The sequence below is a fragment of the Ruegeria sp. CH8 genome (assembly GCF_056536985.1).
This window is the reverse complement of sequence record NZ_JBQFQR010000001.1, coordinates 23,728-45,552: the sequence shown is the minus strand read 5'-3', so window position 1 is coordinate 45,552 and position 21,825 is coordinate 23,728. Positions and strand designations below refer to the sequence as shown.

Annotated in this window: 25 protein-coding genes and 1 tRNA gene; 16 read left to right on the top strand and 10 right to left on the bottom strand. The window is 56.7% G+C overall.

Annotated features, from left to right (window positions below; translation table 11 throughout):
* Nucleotides 1–64: 64 nt before the first annotated feature.
* Nucleotides 65–1,213, top strand: coding sequence for an acetylornithine deacetylase (gene argE, locus ACR0ER_RS00225; RefSeq protein ID WP_480767207.1), 1,149 nt, complete (start codon nt 65–67; stop codon nt 1,211–1,213).
* Nucleotides 1,214–1,238: 25 nt separating this feature from the next.
* Here the strand turns inward: argE and ACR0ER_RS00220 are convergent, their stop codons facing one another.
* The 5 genes from ACR0ER_RS00220 to ACR0ER_RS00200 form a co-directional block, all read right to left on the bottom strand.
* Nucleotides 1,239–1,601, bottom strand: a complete 363-nt coding sequence (locus tag ACR0ER_RS00220) for a cupin domain-containing protein (RefSeq protein ID WP_480767206.1) — start codon at nt 1,599–1,601, stop codon at nt 1,239–1,241.
* Nucleotides 1,602–1,691: 90 nt separating this feature from the next.
* Entirely contained in the window at nt 1,692–2,729 is a 1,038-nt protein-coding gene (locus ACR0ER_RS00215; RefSeq protein ID WP_480767205.1) for an extracellular solute-binding protein, read from the bottom strand.
* A 19-nt stretch (nt 2,730–2,748) separates the two neighbouring features.
* Nucleotides 2,749–3,558 carry an ABC transporter permease gene (locus tag ACR0ER_RS00210; RefSeq protein WP_480767204.1) on the bottom strand — a complete coding sequence of 270 codons (810 nt, stop codon included), beginning with the start codon at nt 3,556–3,558 and terminating at the stop codon, nt 2,749–2,751.
* A gap of 3 nt (nt 3,559–3,561) precedes the next feature.
* Nucleotides 3,562–4,491: an ABC transporter permease gene (locus tag ACR0ER_RS00205; protein ID WP_480767203.1), complete on the bottom strand. Its 930-nt coding sequence runs from the start codon at nt 4,489–4,491 to the stop codon at nt 3,562–3,564.
* Nucleotides 4,491–5,612 carry an ABC transporter ATP-binding protein gene (locus ACR0ER_RS00200; RefSeq protein ID WP_480767202.1) on the bottom strand — a complete coding sequence of 374 codons (1,122 nt, stop codon included), beginning with the start codon at nt 5,610–5,612 and terminating at the stop codon, nt 4,491–4,493. The genes ACR0ER_RS00205 and ACR0ER_RS00200 overlap by 1 nt, the downstream gene beginning before the upstream one ends.
* Before the next feature lie 352 nt (nt 5,613–5,964).
* Between ACR0ER_RS00200 and ACR0ER_RS00195 the strand changes: the two genes are divergently transcribed.
* Nucleotides 5,965–6,264, top strand: coding sequence for a tyrosine-type recombinase/integrase (locus tag ACR0ER_RS00195; RefSeq protein WP_480767201.1), 300 nt, complete (start codon nt 5,965–5,967; stop codon nt 6,262–6,264).
* 242 nt (nt 6,265–6,506) lie between these two features.
* Here the strand turns inward: ACR0ER_RS00195 and ACR0ER_RS00190 are convergent.
* Nucleotides 6,507–6,596: transfer RNA gene (locus ACR0ER_RS00190), tRNA-Ser, on the bottom strand.
* A gap of 123 nt (nt 6,597–6,719) precedes the next feature.
* On the opposite strand from ACR0ER_RS00190, the gene ACR0ER_RS00185 reads away from it, so the two are divergent.
* The 8 genes from ACR0ER_RS00185 to ACR0ER_RS00150 all read left to right on the top strand — a co-directional run bounded on the left by ACR0ER_RS00185 (nt 6,720) and on the right by ACR0ER_RS00150 (nt 13,725).
* The gene (locus tag ACR0ER_RS00185; RefSeq protein ID WP_480767200.1) at nt 6,720–7,562 is read left to right on the top strand and encodes a DUF2059 domain-containing protein; all 843 of its coding nucleotides are present in this window, start codon (nt 6,720–6,722) and stop codon (nt 7,560–7,562) included.
* Nucleotides 7,562–8,362 (top strand): DUF2059 domain-containing protein, encoded by an 801-nt coding sequence (locus ACR0ER_RS00180; protein ID WP_480767199.1) that lies wholly within the window; start codon nt 7,562–7,564, stop codon nt 8,360–8,362. The genes ACR0ER_RS00185 and ACR0ER_RS00180 overlap by 1 nt, the downstream gene beginning before the upstream one ends.
* A 209-nt stretch (nt 8,363–8,571) precedes the next feature.
* Nucleotides 8,572–9,183: a 50S ribosomal protein L21 gene (locus ACR0ER_RS00175; RefSeq protein ID WP_480767198.1), complete on the top strand. Its 612-nt coding sequence runs from the start codon at nt 8,572–8,574 to the stop codon at nt 9,181–9,183.
* Nucleotides 9,184–9,194: 11 nt separating this feature from the next.
* On the top strand, nt 9,195–9,464 hold the full coding sequence (gene rpmA / locus ACR0ER_RS00170) for a 50S ribosomal protein L27 (RefSeq protein WP_010440093.1): 270 nt from the start codon (nt 9,195–9,197) through the stop codon (nt 9,462–9,464).
* Nucleotides 9,465–9,713: 249 nt separating this feature from the next.
* Complete coding sequence (locus ACR0ER_RS00165; RefSeq protein WP_480767197.1) at nt 9,714–10,250, top strand: GNAT family N-acetyltransferase; 537 nt, start codon at nt 9,714–9,716, stop codon at nt 10,248–10,250.
* Nucleotides 10,251–10,287: 37 nt separating this feature from the next.
* Nucleotides 10,288–11,322, top strand: coding sequence for a GTPase ObgE (obgE, locus tag ACR0ER_RS00160; protein ID WP_170330104.1), 1,035 nt, complete (start codon nt 10,288–10,290; stop codon nt 11,320–11,322).
* Nucleotides 11,310–12,416, top strand: a complete 1,107-nt coding sequence (gene proB, locus ACR0ER_RS00155; RefSeq protein WP_170330105.1) for a glutamate 5-kinase — start codon at nt 11,310–11,312, stop codon at nt 12,414–12,416. Before obgE ends, proB begins: the two co-directional genes overlap by 13 nt.
* A gap of 46 nt (nt 12,417–12,462) precedes the next feature.
* Nucleotides 12,463–13,725, top strand: coding sequence for a glutamate-5-semialdehyde dehydrogenase (locus ACR0ER_RS00150; RefSeq protein ID WP_480767500.1), 1,263 nt, complete (start codon nt 12,463–12,465; stop codon nt 13,723–13,725).
* Here ACR0ER_RS00150 and ACR0ER_RS00145 read toward each other — a convergent pair.
* Nucleotides 13,722–14,318, bottom strand: a complete 597-nt coding sequence (locus ACR0ER_RS00145; RefSeq protein ID WP_480767196.1) for a histidine phosphotransferase family protein — start codon at nt 14,316–14,318, stop codon at nt 13,722–13,724. The genes ACR0ER_RS00150 and ACR0ER_RS00145 overlap by 4 nt on opposite strands.
* A gap of 43 nt (nt 14,319–14,361) precedes the next feature.
* Here ACR0ER_RS00145 and ACR0ER_RS00140 point away from each other — a divergent pair, with 43 nt between their 5' ends.
* The 5 genes from ACR0ER_RS00140 to tsf all read left to right on the top strand — a co-directional run bounded on the left by ACR0ER_RS00140 (nt 14,362) and on the right by tsf (nt 18,149).
* Complete coding sequence (locus ACR0ER_RS00140; protein WP_480767195.1) at nt 14,362–14,544, top strand: DUF3553 domain-containing protein; 183 nt, start codon at nt 14,362–14,364, stop codon at nt 14,542–14,544.
* Between the two features lie 97 nt (nt 14,545–14,641).
* Nucleotides 14,642–15,397, top strand: a complete 756-nt coding sequence (olsB, locus tag ACR0ER_RS00135; RefSeq protein ID WP_480767194.1) for an L-ornithine N(alpha)-acyltransferase — start codon at nt 14,642–14,644, stop codon at nt 15,395–15,397.
* Nucleotides 15,384–16,238 (top strand): lyso-ornithine lipid O-acyltransferase, encoded by an 855-nt coding sequence (gene olsA, locus ACR0ER_RS00130; protein WP_480767193.1) that lies wholly within the window; start codon nt 15,384–15,386, stop codon nt 16,236–16,238. The genes olsB and olsA overlap by 14 nt, the downstream gene beginning before the upstream one ends.
* Nucleotides 16,239–16,404: 166 nt before the next feature.
* The gene (rpsB, locus tag ACR0ER_RS00125) at nt 16,405–17,196 is read left to right on the top strand and encodes a 30S ribosomal protein S2 (RefSeq protein WP_480767192.1); all 792 of its coding nucleotides are present in this window, start codon (nt 16,405–16,407) and stop codon (nt 17,194–17,196) included.
* A 77-nt stretch (nt 17,197–17,273) separates the two neighbouring features.
* Nucleotides 17,274–18,149 (top strand): translation elongation factor Ts, encoded by an 876-nt coding sequence (gene tsf / locus ACR0ER_RS00120; RefSeq protein WP_170330110.1) that lies wholly within the window; start codon nt 17,274–17,276, stop codon nt 18,147–18,149.
* Nucleotides 18,150–18,539: 390 nt separating this feature from the next.
* Here the strand turns inward: tsf and ACR0ER_RS00115 are convergent, their stop codons facing one another.
* From ACR0ER_RS00115 to ACR0ER_RS00105, 3 genes are all read right to left on the bottom strand, one after another.
* Complete coding sequence (locus tag ACR0ER_RS00115; protein WP_480767191.1) at nt 18,540–19,295, bottom strand: autoinducer binding domain-containing protein; 756 nt, start codon at nt 19,293–19,295, stop codon at nt 18,540–18,542.
* Entirely contained in the window at nt 19,292–19,741 is a 450-nt protein-coding gene (aroQ, locus tag ACR0ER_RS00110) for a type II 3-dehydroquinate dehydratase (protein ID WP_480767190.1), read from the bottom strand. The genes ACR0ER_RS00115 and aroQ overlap by 4 nt, the downstream gene beginning before the upstream one ends.
* 92 nt (nt 19,742–19,833) lie before the next feature.
* Nucleotides 19,834–20,847 carry an NADPH:quinone oxidoreductase family protein gene (locus ACR0ER_RS00105; RefSeq protein WP_480767189.1) on the bottom strand — a complete coding sequence of 338 codons (1,014 nt, stop codon included), beginning with the start codon at nt 20,845–20,847 and terminating at the stop codon, nt 19,834–19,836.
* Nucleotides 20,848–20,991: 144 nt separating this feature from the next.
* Between ACR0ER_RS00105 and ACR0ER_RS00100 the strand changes: the two genes are divergently transcribed.
* Nucleotides 20,992–21,810, top strand: coding sequence for an SDR family oxidoreductase (locus ACR0ER_RS00100; RefSeq protein WP_480767188.1), 819 nt, complete (start codon nt 20,992–20,994; stop codon nt 21,808–21,810).
* The last annotated feature ends 15 nt before the right edge of the window (nt 21,811–21,825 follow it).

Below are 21,825 nucleotides of genomic sequence, written 5' to 3'. Positions count from 1 at the left end.
GCTTAAATCCCCGACACAGTGGGGATCAAACCGGTCGGCAACTCGAAAAGCAGGTTCAATTCGCATGACGTCTACACTGGGCATTCTCGAAAAGCTGGTTGGCTTCGATACGGTCAGCAAGAACTCGAACCTTGAACTTGCCGCTTATGTCGAAGAGTTTCTGGAAGCACGCGGTTTTGCAGTTCATCGCATCACCGATCCCGGTGGTGACAAAACGGGGCTTTATGCGGAAAAAGGCCCTGCGGGAGATGGGGTTCTGCTTTCGGCACATACTGATGTCGTCCCAGTCGAAGGCCAAAGCTGGACCAGGGACCCGTTTCGCCTAACGCGCGAAGGAAACCGTGTCTACGGTCGTGGTACCACAGATATGAAAGGCTACGTGGCGTCAGTCATGGCGTTGGCAGATCGGGCTACCGGGATCGACCTGCGAGAACCACTCAAGATCGCGCTGTCTTATGACGAGGAGGTTGGGTGCGTCGGCATTCAACACATGCTCGATCGGCTTGCCCCAATGCTGGGTCAACCCCGAGCGTGTTTCGTTGGCGAACCGACTGAAATGCAGGTCGCTATCGGGCACAAAGGCAAAGCTGCGCTGCGCGCTGTTTGCCACGGTCAAAGCGGGCATTCCGCGCTAGCCCCTAAATTCGTCAACGCGCTGCACCTTGCAACCGATTTTGTAACCGAGTTGCGAGCACTACAAGACGTCTATGCTAAGAGTGGAAACAGCGATCCGGCCTATTCAGTGCCTTATACGACCTTCCACGTGGGTATGCTTTCGGGTGGCAAAGCGCTGAACATTGTTCCCGACCGCGCTGAGTTGACTTTTGAATACCGTCATCTTGCCTCGGATCATGGCAAAGATATCCTTTCACAGATCCAAGACGCCGCGGTTAGGGTAGGGGCCCGTTATCAGGCTCTTTGCCAAGAAGCACGTATTGAGGTCGAACAGTACAACGCCTATCCCGGACTGGATGTTGTCGAGACCGAGGGCGTCATCTCTTACGCCCAGAAACTTGCCCAAAGCTACGTCACCACCAAGGTCGCGTTTGGCACCGAGGCCGGGTTCTTCAGCGAGTTGGGAATTCCAACCGTTGTCTGCGGACCCGGTTCCATGGAGCGCCAAGGGCATAAACCGGATGAATACCTTGAAATTGATCAACTAAACGCGTGCGACGCGATGATGGATCGCATCCTCGACGATATCCGCCGCTGAGGCGCGGACGGGCAGGACAACCGGCTCAGGACGCAATCATGTAGAATTTTCGCAGGGTACGGGTTATTTCCCATGTACAGGGCGTGCCCTTGGGCATGAAGAACGTATCGCCTGCGGAAAACGCCTGCACAGTCCCGTCCGGGCTGGTCAGCTTCACGGAACCCGAGACGACGGTCATCATTTCATCGACAGGATATGCATCGAACACTTCAAGGCTGGGTGCACATTCCCAGACACCGGACAGAACCTTGCCGTCGGTGCTTTCGTAGAAACCGCTGATGCGTTCTGTCCGATCTTCCGTGGTGAAATCATCGGTGGAAACGGCAGAGGACGGAACAAAACCGTTTTCCGGGTGTCCGTCGGGCAAAAGCCGAATAGGCATGCTCATGTTTGCGATCTCCTTATGGGGGCGGGTTAATAAAAGCCCCCCGAACCAGCCAGAGCCAGACCGGAGGGCAAAAATCCGAAATGGTTGAGTTTATTTCTTCAGGTTGGTCCAGATCTGGTCATAGACCGCCTGGGTTTGCTCATCACAGACTTCGATAAACACGCCCTGGCCTGCATTGGCATGGGGGTTCTTTTCGGGCTGTTTAGCCAATGCCGGATCAAGGAACTCGCTAACACCGTTCACACCAGCGTTGTACTGCGCAAAGTTGGACACGGCAGCGATGTTTTCAGGTTCCAACAGGAAATCCATGAAGATTAGCGCGTTCTCGCGGTTAGGAGCGTCTTTCAGCAGAACGACATTGTCCATCCACGCGATGTAGCCTTGCGTCGGAAAAGCGTATTCCACATTTGCGCCTTCCTCGCGCGCCTTGGCCGAGAACCCGTCATAGATCTGGCCTACAGCTGCGTCACCGGAAACCAGAACCTCTTTCGCCGTATCCGAATTGAACGATGCCCAGTGCTGCTTCGCTTCTTGCAGCATGGCGTTCAGCGCCTTTAGTTGCTCGCGGTCTGTGGAACACTGCGGGATACCCATGTGCAGCGCGGCCATGGCCATGACTTCGCCTTGGCTGTCCAGCATGTTTATACGGCCCTGCAGCTCAGCCGGTGGGTTGAACAGAATGTCTGTTGTTTGAATGTCGCCCTCAAAGGCATCGCGGCTGACCGCAAAGCTGGTCGAGCCCCACTGATACGGGATCGAGGATTGGCGACCGGGATCAAAACCGGGATCGGCCCATTCGGGCGCGATGTTGCCTTTGTTCTTCAATTCACCGTCGGCGATGGTATCCAGCATGCCTTCGCCGGCCATGATCGAAACCATATAGTCGCCCGGCACGGACACATCATAGGTGCCGATGCCGCCTGCCTTGAGCGAGGCCAGCATCGCCTCGTTCGAGTCGTAAGTGTCCATAGTGACAGTGATGCCGGTTTCTTCGGTGAACTTGTTCAGCAACTCTTGCGGCATGTACTCGAACCAGTGGTACAGAACCAGTTCACCCTCGGCTGCTGCAGCGTTTGCGCCAATTGCCAAAGCAAGGGCAGCGACCCCGTTTTTCATCATATGTTTCATGTGTCTCTCCATCTGTTGGTTATTTTGTGTTGTCAGATTTGCTGACGAAATAGCTGATCGTGACCATGACGATGGACACACTCAGCAACATGGTCGAAATCGCCATGATATTCGGTTTGATCCCTTGCTTGACCGAGCCAAAGATAGCCGTGGGCAAGGTCTCGACCCCCGCACCCTTCACGAAGTTGGTGATGATGAAATCATCCAGGCTGACGATGAAGGCCAGCAGAAAGCCCGAGATGATGCCTGGCATCATTAGTGGCAGCAGGATCTTGGTAAAGGCCTGCCGTTTTGTGGCGTAGAGGTCCAGTGCAGCTTGCTCATAGCTGTCTTCGATCCCTTGCATCCGGGCCGAGATAGGCAGGTAGGCGAACGGAATACAGAAAGCGATATGGGCCAGCAGGATGGTCAGAAGCCCACGCTCGAACCCGATCGAGTTGAAGAAGATCAGAGTCGCGACCGCCAAAACAATCTCGGGCACCATCAGCGGTAAGCTGATCAGACCGAAAGACAGCGTGCGAAAGCGGAATTTGCCGCCGCGTACCATGCCCGTAGCAGCCAGAGTGGCAATAGCCGTCGCCGTGGTTGCAGCGATGATCGCGATAATAAAGCTGTTCTTGGCAGCCGTTTTGAACTTACCGCTTTCCGGCCCGGTGAAGACATCCGCGTACCAGCGCAGCGATATGCCTTCCCAGTTGGTCAATGATTGCGAAGCGTTGAAGCTGTAGATCGTGACGACGACCAGCGGAGCATAGAGAATGACCAGGCAGAGCAGAGTGATCCCTTTGAAACCTGTGTACGCCTTTATGTCGAATTGCTTGCTTGCCATCGGTCAGACCCCCGCCTTGTCGGCTTTGGCCTGCTGACGGGCCGAGAACATCAGAATGATCAAAACCATTGTCAGCAGGATCATCGAAGCGGCGGCGCCAAACGGCCAGTTGCCTGCATTGCCCTTGAACTGTTCCTCAATCAGCGAGCCAATCATGAAGTTCTTGGCACCACCCAAAAGATCGGGTGCAAGGAAAGATCCCATCGACGGAACAAATACCAGAATGCAGCCCGCAAAGACGCCCGGTTTGACTGCAGGAAGCAGCACGCGGCGCAAGGTGGTCCATTTTGACGCGTAGAGGTCAGCCGCAGCTTCGGACAGGGCGAAATTATACCTCTCAACAGCCGCATAGATCGGCAGCACCATGAAGGGCAGGTAGGAATAGAACAGGCCCAGCTGAACCGCAAAGTTGGTGTTGACGATATGCAGCGGACTGTCGATCAAGCCGGTATTCATCAGAAAATCATTCAACGGCCCTTGATCGCGCAGAAGGAACTTCATTGACACGGTCCGGATCAGCAGGTTCACCCAATAGGGGATAGTGATCAGGAACACCCAAACCGGACGCATATTCTCGGATCGGGTGGCGATGAAATAGGCCGTTGGAAAGCCGATCACGAGGCTGAGCAGTGTGGCAGCACCTGCCTGCCAGATTGAGCGCCAGAAAATCGTTATATAGGTCCATTCGATCTTAGGGGGATCGTCGCCGAACAATCCTCGGTCAAAGAAGAACTGATCGTAAGCCGCCAGAGAGAACTCCCAGATCACACCGCCCCGAAACTCTTTCGTCAGGAAGGAGTAGATCAGCATCATGATTACCGGCGCCAGAACCAGTATGGCCAGTGTCACCCAGGCGGGCAGAAGGAGCCAAGTACGCGCCTCTTTATACGTATCTGTCGTTGCGCTGCCGCCGCTTGCTGCACCCGCTGCCATCAGTCGACCAGGAGGCGACCAGCCCCCAGCTCCATGTTGACGTACATCTCGGTGCCTGGCTCGAAGATACGTTTGTTCCCGCGGTCTGAATTTGAGGTGCGCACGACAAAGTCCGGGCCGTCCTGCAGATCCACGATGGTTGTTATATCTGTGCCGACAAAGATGTTCTCTTTTATACGCCCCTTCAGGCTTTCGGTTTCTGCAGGGGTGTCCGACATATACAGCCGCTCTGGCCGGATCGACATGTGAACCTTGGAGCCGATGCCAATTCCCTCGACCGAATTGCAAGTCAACTCATGCCCTCCGCCCAAGTGGCAGGTGGCGCGGCCATTCGAGATGCCGTCGACGGAAACCTCCAACAAGTTGGTCTCGCCAATAAAATCGGCCACGAACATGTTGTGCGGACGCTCGTAGATGTCCGTCGGAGACCCCAATTGTTGCATCTCGCCAGCCGACATAACCGCGATGCGGTCGGACATGGTCAGGGCTTCTTCCTGATCGTGAGTGACGAAGATAAACGTAATCCCCGTTTCGCGCTGCAGGTGCTTCAATTCAAGCTGCATGGCTTTGCGGAGCTTCAAGTCCAGCGCAGACAAGGGTTCATCCAGCAGCAGAACCTTGGGCTGTGGCGCCAAGGCGCGAGCCAACGCGACACGTTGTTGCTGACCACCAGACAACTGACTGGGCTTGCGCGCAGAGAACTGAGAGAGCTGCACTAATTCCAGCATCTCGCCCGCCTTTTTGCGCGCATCAGATTTAGAGGCCCCGCGCATTTCCAGCCCGAACGCCACATTATCCAGAATGGTCATATGCGGAAACAGGGCGTAGTTCTGGAAAACCGTGTTCACAGGACGCTTGTTGGGCGGCAGATTTTCGATCTCATCGCCATAAAGGTAGATCGCCCCCTCGGTGACGGCTTCAAACCCGGCGATCATCCTGAGTAGAGTGGTCTTGCCGCAGCCAGACGGGCCCAGAAGAGTAAAGAACTCATTGTCCATGATCGACAGCGAGATCTTCTTGAGTGCGGTAAAATCGCCGTAGCGTTTCACCGCATCCCGCACGTCAATCGCGATATTTTCTTTGTCAGACAATTGCGCCTCCTGAGCACCGCGAAATTCCATTCGGGTATATACGGGCTGCGCTACCGTCCTAAGAACTGACTTCCTCACTAAACATTAGGATTTGCCTAATCATTAATTTTTTTGCCATAATATCAGTGCGTTATAGCGGTTGCGCGAACTTTTTCAGCAAAAAGAAAAGCCCACTGCATGTGTAGGAAGCACGATCTTTCTTACTTATAGTGATACGGGTGATGAGGAGGTTGGCCAAGAACCGATGCTTGGTTTCTTGTTGTTGCAGTATGTCTTAATTTCGTAGTTGCATGCCTCCCAGCTTGCGCTGAGCAATTGAAGAAGTGTGATTGGTGGGTTCGTATAGTCGACTCTGGGAGAAAAAGTGTGAGAAAACTCTCTTTTGAAAACCCCAAAGTCGAACAGGTCTACCCTTGTTTTCTGGAGCTACCATGGTCACGGCTACTTTAAGGACGCATCCAACCTGTTTGGGGAATATGGTGAAGAAACAGGGTTCGAAGAACGGCTTCACGATATCAGGCACAAGTTCGCAAGCGAACGCCCGAGGGAAGGATGGAGCATCTACAGGGTCAGCCGATACATAGGTCACACCTCTGTCAAAACGACCGAGAAATACTACTTCCGACATCTGGGTCAGAAACAACAGGACGTATGTCTGTCGGATGGTGACAACGGGTTCTGACCCGGAAATTGGAGGTACTGGCAAACGGGTCTCGCAGGAATGCAAGGCCCATTTTTTGCACTGCGAACCTCGACTGGCGAGGGGGCAAAGTGGAGGAATTTGATCCCGATCTCGGCATAGTCGGTGCAATCGGAGCATCAAATCTCGGCATAGTTATGCCGACTCTTGGGGAAAAGGAGCTTTGGCGCGCACTTTGACACCGAATCTCTAACGTTGAAAAATTATTATTTTCAATATGTTAGTGGCGGAGAGACAGGGATTCGAACCCTGGGTGGGCTTGCACCCACAACGGTTTTCGAGACCGCCCCGTTCGACCACTCCGGCACCTCTCCGCGGGGGTCTGTGAGGGGGGGATTTAGTGAGGAACGCGCGGGGGTGCAAGTAGAAAATTCCCCAAATTCACCAACACGGGATTTTCCATTGCCAGATGGCATAAAACGCCTAGGCTTCTAGGTATGACTTGTCACCTTCGCCGCATCGCACTTTTCTTTGTTCCGTTGATCCTTGCGCTTGCAACGGTTCCCCAATCAACCTTCGCCGCCGGGCGCGACCGGATCGAGGCATTTCTGACCACAACCGGCTTCGACGTAGCGCTTGAGAGCATTGCGCTCTCGTCGGCCTCGGCACCCAGGATGCTGGGAATCGATCCCGACGGATTCGGCGCCGACTGGACGCGGCTGACCGAAGAAGTGTTCGATACGGATGACATGCACGAAATTGCGGTGTCCATTCTGGAACAAACATTGAGTGATGATGCCCTGAACCATGCCGTCGAATTCTATGCCTCGGACCTTGGGCAACGGCTGGTCGAGGCGGAAAACGCGTCTCATATGACTAAGGACGATGACGCCAAGCAGCAGGAAGGTCAGGAAATCGTTTCAGACCTGATCAAGGATGGCTCCAAACGGGTTGAACACCTCAAACGCATGAACTCTGCGATTGATTCCAGCGGGACTGCATTGCGCGCACTTCAGGAAATCCAGTTGAGGTTTTTACTGGCTGCCAGCGCATCGGGCGTGATTGATCTACAATTGGGCGCAGATGATCTGCGCGAAATGATGAAGCAAAACGAAACCAGTATGCGACAAGCTCTGCAATTGTCTGCGCTTGCGGGGGCTGCGTATACCTATCAGGACTTTTCTGACGCGGATGTCATCGCCTATGCCGAAGCCTTGGAACAGCCGCTGATGCAGGAAGTGTATGAGCTTCTCAATGCGGTTCAGTATGAAATCATGGCGATGAAGTTCGAAATATTGGCCGTCCGGATGGCAGATTTGCACCCGGCGCAGGACATCTGATGCGACTCATTTGGGCATCTGTAGCTCTGTTTCTGTGGACCTTGCAATTGCAAGCCGAAGAAAAGGTTGAACGCCTGCTGCAAGCTTTGCAACTGGATGAGTTAATCGAGATTTTGCAGGATGAGGGCAGTTCGATGGGCCAGACCCTGCAGGAGTCATTTCTCGACAACATTGGCGGACCAGTATTTCAGGACCAAGTCGTCCGAATTTACGACGCCGATAGAATGCGCAATCAAGTTGCCGAGGTCTTCGATCAAACACTTTCCGACACTGATCTGGACCGCGCCATTCTTTTTTTTGAAAGTGACTTGGGTCAGACTATCGTTTCGCTTGAACTTACGGCACGCATAGCGCTGGCCGACGAGACCATAGAAGATATGGCAGAGGAGGCCTACAGAAACAGTGACCGCGATTCCGAACTATATCGTCTGGTTGAGGAGTATATTGAGGTCAACAATCTGATTGATGAAAACGTTCAGAACACCATCAGCGCGGACTACAACTTTTTCCGCGGGATGAACCTAGACGCAGGCGTGGACGACACCGAGCTTCTGGCCCAGCTATTGACGCAAAAGGACAGTATGACCGAAGAAACCCGGACGTGGTTGTATTCCTTCTTTCTGCTGGCCTATCAGCCGCTGACCGACGCCCAAATGCGCGAGAACATCGCATTCTCACGCACTACGACGGGCAGGGCGGTCAATGATGCCCTGTTCGAGAGCTTTGACTGGATGTTCGACACGATCTATTTTCAACTGGGCGCGGCGGTCGCACAGGTTTTGAAAGGGTCCGACCTGTAGACCTGCTTTTGATGTTGACTTTCCTCCGCAATCTATGGATAAGCGCGCATCCCGGCCGGTTTTCCGCGCCGGGTCTCGTTATTATTGACCCATAGGGAGTTTCCCAAGGGTCGTCACACAGCCCGAAAAGGGCGCGCTGTTCGAGGTGGCTGAGGCCAAAAACGCCCATAAAGGGGACCACAGAACGCGGGTATGAAAAGGAAAGACGCATGTTTGCGGTCCTCAAGACTGGCGGCAAGCAGTACAAGGTTCAGGCGGGCGACGTGCTCCGCGTTGAAAAACTGGCTGCCGACGCAGGTGAAAAAGTTCAATTCAACGATGTTCTGATGCTGGGCGGCGACGCTCCGGTTGTTGGCGCACCTTTCGTTGAAGGCGCAGGCGTACAGGCCGAAGTGATCGAACAGGTCAAAGGTGACAAGGTCATCAAGTTCGTCAAGCGCCGTCGTAAGCACAGCTCGAAGCGTACCGTTGGCCACCGTCAGAAACTGACACTGGTCAAAATCACCGACATTCTGTCGTCTGGCGCTGACAAGTCGGGCATCAAAGCTGCAACCGGTTCGGCTCCGGCTGGCGAAGCGGCACCTGCTGCCAAGCCTGCCAAGAAAGCTGAAGCCAAGGCAGAGGCACCCGCCGCTGCTGCCGCTGACGATCTGACCAAGCTGAACGGTGTCGGCCCTGCTGCTGCCAAAAAGCTGGTTGAGGCCGGTATCGAGAGCTTTGCCGCTCTGGCCGCCTTGTCGGACGAGCAGATTGCTGCTATCGACACCATCAAAGTGAAGCCCGAATGGGTTGAGCAAGCCAAAGAGCTGGCTCAAGGCTAAGGAGAGAGAGAATGGCACATAAAAAAGCTGGCGGTTCCTCCCGTAACGGTCGCGACTCAGCTGGTCGCCGCCTTGGCGTGAAACTGTATGGTGGCCAGGCAGCCATCGCAGGCAACATCATCGTACGTCAGCGCGGCACCAAGTTCTGGCCGGGCGAAGGCGTAGGCATGGGCAAAGATCACACCATCTTTGCAACTGTTGATGGCGCCGTGAAGTTCCACAAGGGACTCAAGAACCGCACCTTTATTTCGGTCCTGCCAGTGGCGGAGGCCGCAGAGTAAGCCGAAACCCATAAGGTTTGAAAAATTCATGGGGGACCGGCAGAAAATGCCGGTCCCCTTTCTCGTTTTAACGCAGTTTTGATCAATGGCTCCGATGTCGCACGCAGCAAGCATAATCCCCTCCCTGATTCAGGGAAGGATCGCTCCTGCGGTTGAAGATCGTATGGGCCACAAATATCTGATGTGGAAGTTAATCGGTTTCACCGTTGCGTCCGCGATTTACGTGTTGTTCGGAGGAGGAACGAACTCATGAAACTTGAGACAATTATAAACCAGCCGGTCATAGAAACCGAGCGGTTCGACCTGCGCCCGCTGCGTCGGTCGGATATGGGTCTCATTGAACATTACGCAGGCGATGAGCGCGTGGCACGCATGACAACCAGTATTGCGCATCCGCTACCGCCCGGCTCGACCGAGGCCTTCGTGACCCGGTCCATGGCCGAAGAGCGCGATGAGGACGTCTGGGTTATGGATGCCACCAAGGACAGTGGCCCGGAACTGATCGGCCTGATCACCCTGACACGTCTGGATCGCAACCAGTCCGAAGTCGGCTATTGGGTCGCACCGGTCTATTGGAACACGGGTGTCGCGTCGATGGCCGTCGAGGCGCTGGTCAACGCAAACCCGCTGGAGAACGCCACCATGTTCGCCAGCGTATTCCAAGACAACCCTGCCTCGGCCCGGGTACTGACCCATTGCGGCTTCCAGTACCTTGGTGATGCCGAAAGCTACTCGGTGGCGCGTGATGCAAACGTGCCCACTTGGACTTACAGTAAAAAACTCTGACTTGTGGCCGATGGGGCCTTTGCAGTAGGGGACAGCCATGAAATTTCTCGATCTTGCAAAGGTCTACATCCGGTCCGGGGCCGGAGGTGGCGGCTGCGTCAGCTTCCGACGCGAAAAATACATCGAATACGGCGGTCCCGATGGCGGCGACGGCGGTAAAGGCGGCTCGGTCTGGGTCGAAGTCGTGGAGAGCCTTAACACGCTGATCGACTTCCGCTATCAGCAGCATTTCTTTGCCAAGAACGGTCAGCCCGGTCGCGGGCAGCAGCGTACCGGTAAAGATGGCGACGACATCGTCCTGCGCGTGCCCGTCGGCACCGAGATCCTGGACGAAGACGAAGAAACCGTCATCTGCGACCTGACCGAGGTGGGACAGCGCGTCTTGCTGGCCAAGGGCGGCAATGGCGGCTTTGGCAACCTGCACTTCAAATCGGCGACCAACCAGGCCCCGCGCCGCGCCAATCCGGGGCAGGCGGGGATCGACCGCACCATCTGGCTGCGGTTGAAACTGATTGCTGATGTGGGTCTGCTGGGGATGCCCAACGCGGGCAAGTCGACTTTTCTGGCGGCAACATCGAACGCACGCCCGAAGATTGCCGATTATCCGTTCACCACACTGCACCCCAATCTGGGCGTTGTTGGTGTCGATAACGTGGAGTTCGTCGTGGCTGATATTCCCGGCCTGATCGAAGGCGCGCATGAAGGCCGCGGCATCGGTGACCGGTTTCTTGGCCATGTCGAACGCTGTGCCGTGTTGCTGCATCTGGTCGATGGCACGTCTGAGACCGTGGCTGACGATTACCGCACGATTATCCATGAGCTTGAGGCCTATGGCGGCGAGTTGGCCGAAAAGCCGCGCATCACGGTGCTGAATAAGGTCGACGCGCTGGATGACGAAGAGCGCGAGCTGGCCAAGGCTGAGTTGGAAGAGGCCGTTGGCGGCCCCGTCATGACCATGTCCGGCGTTGCGCATCTGGGCGTGACCGAAGTGCTGCGGGCACTGCGTGCTCAGATCGACGAAAACCGACTGCGCCAAAAGCCCGCTGAGGAGGAGAAGTCGTGGCAACCCTGACCTCGGCCAAACGACTGGTGGTCAAGATCGGGTCCGCTTTGCTGGTGGACCGGAATACGGGGTTGTTGCGGTCGGATTGGCTGCATTCACTGGCGCAGGACGTGGCATGGCTCAAGGGGCAGGGGACGGATGTCATTCTGGTCTCGTCCGGGTCAATCGCTTTGGGGCGCGGAGTGTTGAACCTTCCGATGGAGGCACTGGCGCTTGAGAAGTCTCAAGCCGCTGCCGCTGTGGGCCAAATCCGGCTAGCTCGCGCCTATGAAGAGGCATTGACCCCGCACAAGATCACCACCGCTCAGGTCCTGGTAACGTTGGAAGACAGCGCTGACCGTCGCCGTTATCTGAACTCGCGTGCGACGCTCGAGACGTTGCTGAGCCTTGGCGTGGTGCCAATTGTCAATGAAAACGACACAGTCGCGACGGATGAGATCCGCTACGGCGACAATGACCGACTGGCAGCCCAGATCGCGGTGACCGTCGGTGCGGATCAACTTATCCTGCTTTCGGACGTGGATGGGTTCTATACCGGCAACCCGAATGAGGACGCTTCGGCCACGCGCTATGACGTGATCGATAACATCACCCCCGAGATCGAAGAGATGGCGGGCGATGCCGGGTCGGGACTGTCCAAGGGCGGTATGAAAACCAAGCTGCTGGCCGCCAAGATGGCCACAGCGGCGGGGTGTGACATGGCGATTACCGAAGGATCGCCCCTGAACCCGCTGAAAACGCTTGAAAATGGCGCGAACTGCACTTGGTTTACCGCGACGTTGGACCCACATGCAGCCCGCAAGCGCTGGATTTCGGCGATGAAGCCACGCGGTGAGATCGTGGTGGATGCGGGCGCCGCGCGGGCGCTCGGCAACGGCAAAAGCCTGCTGCCTGCAGGCATCGTCGAAGTGACCGGAGATTTTGGCCGCGGTGATCCCGTTGCCATCCTTGACCCAACCTCGCGCCGTCTGGCGCAAGGCCTCAGCCGTTACACCGCGCAAGAAGCGGATGCGATCAAGGGGCGTAAGTCCTCGGAAATCGAAGCGACATTGGGCTATCCGGGACGGGCCGTTTTGATCCACCGGGACGATTTGGCGCTGTAGAAGCGCGATGATAGAACACCAGAATACCGACCGAAAGGCACATGAGATGAAGGATTTCGACAGCATTCCCACCCTGATGGCCGATCTTGGAAAACGCGCCAAGGCGGCCTCGGCCGATCTGGCCTGTGCCAGTGCTGAACGTAAGCACGCCGCGCTGATTGCCGCGGCGGATGCGGTTTGGGCAAACCGGGCCGACATCATCGAAGCCAACAAGAAAGACCTGGAGTTCGGCCGCGAAAAAGGCCTGAGCCCGGCCATGATGGACCGTCTGATGCTGGACGAGTCCCGCATTCAGGGTATGGTCGACGGTCTGCGCACCGTGGCAGATCAGGCTGACCCGGTTGGCGAAGTGCTGACCGAATGGGACATGCCCTCGGGTCTGAACATCCAACGCGTCCGCACACCTTTGGGCGTGATTGGCGTGATCTATGAAAGCCGCCCGAACGTGACGGCGGACGCCGGGGCACTGTGCCTGAAATCCGGCAATGCGGTAATCCTGCGAGGCGGGTCTGAAAGCTTTCATTCCTCGGGTGCGATCCATGCCTGTCTGGTCGAAGGTCTGAAGGCCGCGAACTTGCCCGAAGACGCAATTCAACTGGTGCCAACACGGGACCGCGCCGCGGTTCAGGAACTGCTGACCTTGACCGATTATGTGGACGTCATCGTACCGCGCGGCGGTAAAGGTCTGGTCGGTCTGGTCCAGCGCGAAGCCCGTGTGCCTGTTTTCGCGCATCTCGAAGGCATTGTGCACATCTATATCGACAAATCAGCCGACCCGCAGAAAACGCTGGATGTGGTGCTGAACGCCAAGACCCGCCGCACCGGTATCTGCGGTGCCGCCGAATGTCTGCTGATACATCAGGACGTCGCCGAAACGCTGGGTCGGGACGTCATCTCGGCTCTGCTGGCGGCTGGTGTTGAGGTTCACGCCGAAGGCGCGCTGGCTATGGACGGCACGGTCGCCGCGACCGCTGACGATTGGGGCAAAGAATTCCTCGACAGTATCATTGCCGCTAAACCGATTGCGGATATCGACGCGGCTATCGCGCATATTCGTCAGTATGGCTCGAACCACACCGATTGTATCATGACCGAGGATGCGGGTGCCGCCGCGAAGTTCTTTGAGCGGCTTGACAGCGCGATCCTGATGCACAATGCCTCGACACAATTCGCCGATGGTGGGGAATTTGGCATGGGCGCCGAGATCGGCATCGCCACCGGCAAGATGCACGCGCGCGGACCGGTGGGCGCCGCGCAACTGACCAGTTTCAAGTATTTGGTGCGTGGAAACGGAACGACCCGGTCCTAGAACCGGATCACAATGCGGGTTGAGGTGGTTTCCACCGCAACCCGCCGTCCCATTGACGCTGCGGCCTCGGGCAGAAGGGCAAACTGTACCTGGGCGGGGGTGACCTTGTTGGCGAAACGGCCCAGAGGCAGGTTCTTCCACAGATCACTGTCCAAGTTCAGCTTGTCGGCCGCGCCGGTCACTGTCCAACTATCACCGTTGTTCGTGATCGTAACCTCACCGCCGAACGGCATCGCGCTTTCGCAGCACATCAACGCCAGAAACGCCAGTTTCACCTGATTGCGCGGAACAGCCTCGATCAGGTGCCAATTGACGCGCACACGGCCCGCCCGTTCGACATCTTTCAGCAATTCTGACACCTCGGCCCGTCCCAAAGGCTGATCGCTGGCCGAACCGAAAGCAACACGGAAGAACCGGATTCGCGCCCCAGCGCTGCCGACACTGCCCGAGATCAACTCCATCTCGGGGCCCTGAGTGGCACCGACCATCTGAAGCAGCTCCAGACCGTTGGTGATCGCGCCAATGGGGCTGATCAGATCGTGGCAGATCCGAGAGCCGATCAACTCGGCCAGGTTGACTGTGGTGTCGCTCATGCGTACCTCCTGCTGCATCTGCCGCCGGACCCGGAGCCCAGACATGTCAGACCTCAATGCTATTCTTGCACCGGGCATGTATGTCCGCCACCCCGATTTCCCCGATTGGGGTGTTGGACAGGTGCAGTCCAACATCGGAGGCAAGATCACCGTCAACTTTCGCGAGCAGGGTAAAGTAGTGATTGACGGAACACGCATCGCCCTGATGCCGATCTTTGATCCGTGAAACTGGTTTAAGAAAGGTTAACACCCCGCAAATCCGCTCTTGTTGCCATCCCCCCGGAAACTGCGGTATCAGCGCAAAAACAAGAACGGAACCACAAATGCCGGATGCAGGCCCTTCCTTTACCGTCAAGCTCGCCGAGACCGAGGACGAACTGCGTGCCGCGCAAAGGCTGCGCTATGACGTGTTCGTTCGCGAACTGGGCGGTGGTGGAGAGATGGTCGATCACGAGGCGGGTCTGGAGCGTGACAAATTCGATCCGTATTTTGACCACATGTTGGCAATAGACGACCTGACTGGTGAAACTGTGGGCGTTTACAGGCTGTTACCGGGCGAACGTGCAGCAGAACTGGGGCAGTTTTATTCCGAGGACGAATACGATCTGACCGTTCTGAAACAAAGCGGCCGCAAGCTGTTGGAACTGGGGCGGTCCTGCCTGCATCCCGATTACCGCGGCGGCACGGCCATGTATCACCTGTGGAACGGTCTGGCCGCTTATGTCAACGAACGCGAGATCGAGGTCCTGTTCGGTGTCGCCAGCTTTCATGGCACCGATGTTCAGAGACTGGCGCAGCCCTTGTCGATGCTGCATCACAACCATCTGGCGCCGCCCGATCTTCGGGTGCGGGCGCAGCCGGACGTATTTCAATCGATGGACCTCGTGGCGCCGGATGATCTGGATCGCCGCGCGGCGATGGTGCAGGTTCCGGCACTGATCAAAGCCTATCTGCGGCTGGGCGGTTTCGTGGGCGAGGGGGCCTTCATTGACCACGCCTTCAACACCACAGACGTGTGCTTGATCCTTGACACTGCCCGCATGAACGAACGCCAGAAACGCATCTATGGCGGAGCGTAACCCGGTGAACGACGCGCTGTGGAATAGTGAGGACGCACCGGACCCGATCAATCTGGGTCTGATGGGTTGGGTTCTGGTCATCCTGCGCGGAGTGCCACTGGCCATTCTGGTTTTTGGTGGTCTGATCATCCTTCTGGCTATTCGTTTGGTCGAACTCCCATTGTTCGGGGTGCGCCGCCCGATCACTCCGTTTATCGCGCAATTCGTCTGTCGAAATGCACTCCGGCTTTTGGGCATCGGTTTTCGCACCTCGGGCGAGTTGATGCAGCAGCGGGGGGCCGTGGTTGCGAACCATACCTCCTGGCTGGACATTTTCGCGCTGAACGCTCGGAAAAGGGTCTATTTTGTGTCCAAGGCCGAAGTTGCGAAATGGCCCGGCATCGGATGGCTGGCCCGCGCGACCGGCACCGTGTTCATCGAGCGAGACCGCAAAAAAGCCAAAGAACAGACCAAAGTGTTCGAGACCCGCCTGAAAGCAGGCCACAAACTGCTGTTTTTTCCCGAAGGAACGTCGACCGACGGGTTGCGAGTTTTGCCATTTAAAACAACACTCTTTGCCGCGTTCTTCGCAGAAGAGCTGCGTGATTTCATGTATGTGCAGCCGGTCTCGGTTATCTTTCACGCACCCGAAGGCCAGCCGGATCGGTTCTATGGCTGGTGGGGAGACATGGAGTTCGGGCCACATCTGCTAAAGACACTCGGTGCGCGCAGGCAGGGGTACGTTGAGCTGATCTATCATTCCCCAGCCAAGGTCAGCGATTTTGAAAACCGCAAGGCGCTGGCTGCGCATTGTGAAGAGGCCGTGCGTCACGCGCACAGCTTGGCGCGGCTTGAAAAATAAGGGCAATAGACCCTTGCACTGCGTTCAAACCTGCCGTATACGCGCGCCATTCAAACCCGCAGGCGGGGTTTGGCCTTTTTGAGGGAGACATCCTCATCAAGACCGCCGGTTGGAGCATCCGCTTCTTTCACCCCCGCCCAGGCGTAAACCGGAAAAGGAAAATAGCATGGCTCTTCCCGAGTTCTCCATGCGTCAGCTGCTGGAAGCTGGCGTTCACTTTGGTCACCAGACACAGCGTTGGAATCCCCGCATGGGCCCGTTCATCTACGGCTCGCGCAATGGCATCCACATCATGGACCTGACCCAGACTGTTCCTATGCTGGACCAGGCTCTGCAGGCTGTTCGTGACACCGTCGCAAAAGGTGGCCGCGTTCTGTTCGTTGGTACCAAGCGTCAGGCCGCTGGCCCGATCGCAGACGCTGCTGAAAAGTCGGCTCAGTACTACATGAACCACCGCTGGCTGGGCGGCACGCTGACCAACTGGAAAACCGTTTCCCAGTCGATCAACCGTCTGAACCAGATCGACGAAGCGATGGAATCGGGCGCTGAAGGCCTGACCAAGAAAGAGCGTCTGGGCATGGAACGTGACCAGGCCAAGCTGCAAGCTTCGCTGGGCGGCATCCGTGAGATGGGCGGCGTTCCGGATCTGCTGTTCGTCATCGACGTCAAAAAAGAAGCACTGGCCATCGCCGAAGCCAACAAACTGGGTATCCCGGTTGTGGCTGTTGTCGACACCAACTGCTCGCCCGACGGTGTTGACTACATCATCCCCGGCAACGACGACGCAGCCCGCGCAATCGCTCTGTACTGCGATCTGGCCGCACGTGCCGCGCTGGACGGTATGACTGCTCAGATGGGTGCAGCAGGCGTTGACCTGGGCGCATTCGAAGAAGCACCGGTTGAAGAAGTCGTTGCAGAAGAAGCCCCCGCCGAAGCAGAAACAACTGCCGAAGCGTAAGCTGCCCGTCACGTAAATGACATGTGGGGCAGGGTATGACCTGCCCCAATTCCGTTTGAATTGAGGAGAGCCAAAAGATGGCAATCACAGCAGCAATGGTGAAAGAACTGCGCGACCAGACCGGCGCAGGCATGATGGACGCAAAAAAAGCGCTGACCGAAACCGAAGGCAACATGGACGAAGCCGTTGACTGGCTGCGCACCAAAGGCCTGGCCAAAGCGGCCAAGAAATCGGGTCGTACCGCAGCCGAAGGTCTGGTTGCTGTTCACGTAAACGGTGGCAACGGTGTTGCTGTCGAAGTAAACTCGGAAACCGACTTCGTTGCGAAAAACGCTGAATTCCAGGAAATGGTCGGCAAGATCGCCTACGCTGCAGAAGGCGTCGACAATGTCGAAGCTCTGCTGGCGGCTGATCTGGGCGGCAAGAACGTTGCCGACACCCTGACCGACAAGATCGCCACCATCGGCGAGAACATGTCGGTGCGCCGCATGGCCAAGCTGTCGGGCGACACCGTTGTATCCTACGTCCACAACGCGGCCACCAACGGCATGGGCAAAATCGGCGTTCTGGTTGCTCTGACCGGTGGCGACGAAGCGATTGGCAAACAGGTTGCGATGCACATCGCGGCTGTGAACCCGGCGGCTCTGTCCGAAGCGGACATGGACCCGGCTGTTGTCGAGAAAGAAAAGCAGGTTCAGATGGACATCGCCCGCGAATCCGGCAAGCCGGAGCAGGTGATCGAAAAGATGATCGAAGGCCGCATGAAGAAATTCGTCGCCGAATCGACTCTGCTGAACCAGTCTTTCGTTGTGAACCCTGACCTGACCGTTGAAGCAGCGGCCAAAGAAGCGGGTGCAACCATCACCGGCTTCATCCGTCTGGAAGTTGGCGAAGGCATCGTAGTCGAAAAAGAAGACTTCGCTGCTGAAGTTGCGAAAGCCGCACAGGGCTAAAAAAAGCGACTGGACCTGTTCTGCGGGTCCGGAGAAAGCAATAGACCGGTCACGTGTATGCGTGGCCGGTTTTTTCGTTTTATGCGTGCTGAATCAAAAAAGGACGCTGCCGCGTCCGTTGCAACTCATTCCTGAAGAAGGATTGAGGGGCCCCGCATGATGGGGATGGTCGAGGCCCCCCAAATTCCAGCAATCAGACGCTGACCAATAGGCGCCTTCTTGTCAGAGCGGTTGGAGAGCCCTGTTATTACAAAGATCCAACCAAATGTTCCCTGGCTAAAGCCACCACTCACGGAACAATATCACTTTGCAACTCCCCCTCAGGATTGAAAAGTCATGATTTCCTTACCTAGGGTAAATTGACGCAATTTGGCGTCAGTTTTCGGGACACTAGACCTCCATCACGAACATCTGATTCTGCAATGAGGCTTTCAGAACCGCCTGCGCTGTGGTTTCGACGGATAGGGCTTCGCGTGCGAGCCGCAGATGCTTTTCTACCGTCGCCGACGTCAGCCCCATCAGCAGCGCAATGTCCTGCGTGGTCTTACCGTCGCCGACCCATTGCAAGGCTTCGCGTTGGCGTTTGGTCAGGGCGCGGTTGGGGGCATTGTAGGGCAGGGTGAGGATTTTCAGATGCGCGACATTATTCATCAGAAGGATGTCATCGCCGTGCTTGGCCCACATCGCATCCACTTCGGCCTGACTGGCAGCGCCTCCGGACGATAGGGAAATCGCCCCTTTCGACCGCATCGAGACCGAGGTGAAGCTGACCGTGTACCCGAAGGTTACACCCTGCGACCGGTTGAATTCCAGAACGTCCAGCTCTTGCGTCGTCAGCTTTCCGCTGGCCACCATCTCCTGCGCGATGCTCCAGCTGGCCGCGCCTTCATTGTGCAGCGCCCATTTCAACATCGGAGCATGGAAATACATCCCATCCCGCAGGAAGCCGTCCAGATAGGGTTTTTCATGATTGGTCAGAATCACGAAATCTTCGGGGTCGCCAAGTGAGGTTTCCGTGCGGTATTGAGTGTACCCATAGATTAGCCGATCGAACCCGAAACTGGCCATTTGGCGGCAATGGGCATCCCAAAGCTCTTCCAGAGTTTTGGTGTAGCTGAGAAAGTGCAGATATTCACTCAGCGTCATGCAGACGGCCCGCTTTTCAGATGCGCAGCCAATGCATCCAGCGCCAGCACATATCCCTGCGCGCCAAAGCCGCAGATCTGGCCAACAGCGACCTTTGAGATGTAGGACACGTGCCGGAACGCTTCACGCGCGTGGATGTTGGACAGATGCACCTCGATCACCGGAAGCTCGACCGACGCGATGGCATCCATCAAGGCGATAGAGGTGTGGGTATAGGCACCCGCGTTCAGAACGATCCCGTCCTGATCCCCCTTGGCCTCATGAATGGCATCGATCAGCGCGCCTTCGTGGTTGGACTGAAAGCACGACACTTCTATCCCGATAGAAGATCCATGGTTCAGGCACAAATCCTCAACCATTTCCAACGTGGTGCTGCCATAAACCTCGGGCTGCCTTGTACCCAGAAGGTTCAGGTTCGGACCGTTCAAAATCAAAGCTTTGTGCATTATTTCACTGTTCCCATTTCAGGTTCATAGACGCTAAAGGGTGTCAATGTCCACCAGCCAGCGCGCGCATAAGGCGAGTGGGGGAAGTTACGTCACTCACCTTCGGCGTGAGCAGGCATTGTCACCACGGTCTTGCCCAGTGCAGAACGGCTTGTCATGTGCGTCAACGCATCGGATGCGCGATCCAGCGGATACCGTGCGTTGATTTTGGGTTTGATTTTTCCATCGCTGTATAACTGAAACAAACTCCTCACATTTTCAGAATGGCTAACGGGGTCGCGCATCACCGAAGCGCCCCAAAACACGCCTATGATCTGACAGCCTTTAAGCAACGGCAGGTTCAACGGGATTTTGGGAATGCCTGCCGGGAATCCGACCACCAGAAAGCGCCCGTTCCAAGCCATGCTACGCAACGCGGGTTCGGCATAGTCTCCGCCCACCGCGTCATAGACGACATTCACCCCCAACGGCGCGGACAAGTCCTTGATTTCCGTCGTGAACTTCTTCTGCGAGTCCCTGTCCATGTCATGCGCATATAGAACCGTCTCATCCGCGCCCAGGCTACGGCAGAAATCCGCTTTGTCCTGCGAGGATACGGCGGCAATTACCCGCGCACCCATAGCCTTGCCCAACTCGATCGCAGCCGATCCGACGCCGCCTGCGGCACCAAGTACCAGCAGCGTCTCGTCGGGTTGCAAATCAGCCCGGTCCTTCAGGGCGTGGTAAGAGGTACCGTAGGTGAAAATGAAACAGGCCGCGTCTTCGAACGGCATCGTTTCAGGAAACTTGATGGCAGTGGCCGACGGGATGGTCAGGTGCGTGGCGAAGCCACCATGTCCAGTCAACGCCAGAACCCGGTCTCCGACATCGAAGCCGTTTACGCCTTCACCGATAGCCAACACCTCTCCGGCGATCTCGCCACCTGGCGCGAACGGGCGGGGTGGCCTGATCTGATAAAGGTCCTGAATGATCAGCGTGTCCGGAAAATTGACGCCCGCCGCCCTGATTCCGATCAGCAATTCGCCCCGTCCCGGCGATGGATCGGGTAGGGTGGTCAACTCCAATGTTTCCGGCCCGCCCGGCGCGACGCTGAGTAAAGCTTGCATATCGGCCCTGTTATCCTTGTTATTCGGTAAGGACGAGCTTTGGCCTAGCGAAAGGTCTTGTCAAGAAACCACAACTTTTCGTTACTCACCTCCTCCCACTCTGGGAATGAGCTCGCCAAAGACCAAACGACTGAGGAGCAGACCATGACCCCGGAAACACTTTTCTCCTTGCAAGGCAAAACAGCGCTCGTCACGGGTGGAGCCACCGGGATCGGGCGGATGGCCGCCGAAGCTCTGGTGCGGGCAGGGGCACGTGTTCTGATCGCCTCGCGCAAAGCCGAGGCCTGCGAAGCCGTCGCGGCGGAGCTGAATGCGTTGGACGCCCCCGGTCAGGCCGAGGGTTTCGGCGGAGACGTGGCCACCAAAGAAGGGGTCGAGGCGTTGGTATCCGAGGTCAAAAATCGAACGGATCAACTTGATATCCTTATGAATAATGCAGGCATAAGCTGGGGCGCGCCGATGGGTCAGTTTCCCCATGAAGCTTGGGAAAAGATCATGTCGGTGAATGTTGCGGGTCTGTTCGACCTGACCCAAAAGCTGCTGCCTATGCTGATGAATTCCGGCTCTGCCGACGATCCTGCCCGTGTCATCAATGTCGGCTCGGTCATGGGAGAGGTGCCGATGGGTGACGGCGCCTACAGTTATTCGGCGTCGAAAGCGGCCGTCATACACCTGACCAAGATCATGGCCAAGGAGTTCTCACCCTACCACATAACGGTAAACGCGCTTGCGCCGGGCCCATTTGTCTCGCGCATGACGGCCTTTGCCACGGGTGACGAAGAGACGCGGGCAAAAGTTGGCAAGTCCGTCCCCTTGGGCCGTGTCGGACGCGATGAGGATATCGCCGGCTGTATGCTGTTTCTATGCGGTCGCGGCGGCAGCTACGTGACCGGCGCGGTAATCCCGGTGTCCGGCGGTATCAACGTTGTGACGGCAGGAAACATCTTTGCCGAAGCCTTTTAAGCTGAGACACGGAGG

Coding starts and splice junctions, on each gene's coding strand:
- ACR0ER_RS00220 (WP_480767206.1), bottom strand. CDS start 1,601: ATGAGCATGCCTATTCGGCTTTTGCCCGACGGACACCCGGAAAACGGT.
- rpsB (WP_480767192.1), top strand. CDS start 16,405: ATGGCTCTTCCCGAGTTCTCCATGCGTCAGCTGCTGGAAGCTGGCGTT.
- ACR0ER_RS00105 (WP_480767189.1), bottom strand. CDS start 20,847: ATGCAAGCTTTACTCAGCGTCGCGCCGGGCGGGCCGGAAACATTGGAG.
- olsA (WP_480767193.1), top strand. CDS start 15,384: ATGGCGGAGCGTAACCCGGTGAACGACGCGCTGTGGAATAGTGAGGAC.
- ACR0ER_RS00165 (WP_480767197.1), top strand. CDS start 9,714: ATGAAACTTGAGACAATTATAAACCAGCCGGTCATAGAAACCGAGCGG.
- aroQ (WP_480767190.1), bottom strand. CDS start 19,741: ATGCACAAAGCTTTGATTTTGAACGGTCCGAACCTGAACCTTCTGGGT.
- tsf (WP_170330110.1), top strand. CDS start 17,274: ATGGCAATCACAGCAGCAATGGTGAAAGAACTGCGCGACCAGACCGGC.
- rpmA (WP_010440093.1), top strand. CDS start 9,195: ATGGCACATAAAAAAGCTGGCGGTTCCTCCCGTAACGGTCGCGACTCA.
- ACR0ER_RS00145 (WP_480767196.1), bottom strand. CDS start 14,318: ATGAGCGACACCACAGTCAACCTGGCCGAGTTGATCGGCTCTCGGATC.
- ACR0ER_RS00180 (WP_480767199.1), top strand. CDS start 7,562: ATGCGACTCATTTGGGCATCTGTAGCTCTGTTTCTGTGGACCTTGCAA.
- ACR0ER_RS00175 (WP_480767198.1), top strand. CDS start 8,572: ATGTTTGCGGTCCTCAAGACTGGCGGCAAGCAGTACAAGGTTCAGGCG.
- ACR0ER_RS00200 (WP_480767202.1), bottom strand. CDS start 5,612: ATGGAATTTCGCGGTGCTCAGGAGGCGCAATTGTCTGACAAAGAAAAT.
- ACR0ER_RS00115 (WP_480767191.1), bottom strand. CDS start 19,295: ATGACGCTGAGTGAATATCTGCACTTTCTCAGCTACACCAAAACTCTG.
- ACR0ER_RS00100 (WP_480767188.1), top strand. CDS start 20,992: ATGACCCCGGAAACACTTTTCTCCTTGCAAGGCAAAACAGCGCTCGTC.
- argE (WP_480767207.1), top strand. CDS start 65: ATGACGTCTACACTGGGCATTCTCGAAAAGCTGGTTGGCTTCGATACG.
- ACR0ER_RS00205 (WP_480767203.1), bottom strand. CDS start 4,491: ATGGCAGCGGGTGCAGCAAGCGGCGGCAGCGCAACGACAGATACGTAT.
- ACR0ER_RS00185 (WP_480767200.1), top strand. CDS start 6,720: ATGACTTGTCACCTTCGCCGCATCGCACTTTTCTTTGTTCCGTTGATC.
- obgE (WP_170330104.1), top strand. CDS start 10,288: ATGAAATTTCTCGATCTTGCAAAGGTCTACATCCGGTCCGGGGCCGGA.
- ACR0ER_RS00210 (WP_480767204.1), bottom strand. CDS start 3,558: ATGGCAAGCAAGCAATTCGACATAAAGGCGTACACAGGTTTCAAAGGG.
- ACR0ER_RS00140 (WP_480767195.1), top strand. CDS start 14,362: ATGTCAGACCTCAATGCTATTCTTGCACCGGGCATGTATGTCCGCCAC.
- ACR0ER_RS00215 (WP_480767205.1), bottom strand. CDS start 2,729: ATGAAACATATGATGAAAAACGGGGTCGCTGCCCTTGCTTTGGCAATT.
- ACR0ER_RS00150 (WP_480767500.1), top strand. CDS start 12,463: ATGAAGGATTTCGACAGCATTCCCACCCTGATGGCCGATCTTGGAAAA.
- olsB (WP_480767194.1), top strand. CDS start 14,642: ATGCCGGATGCAGGCCCTTCCTTTACCGTCAAGCTCGCCGAGACCGAG.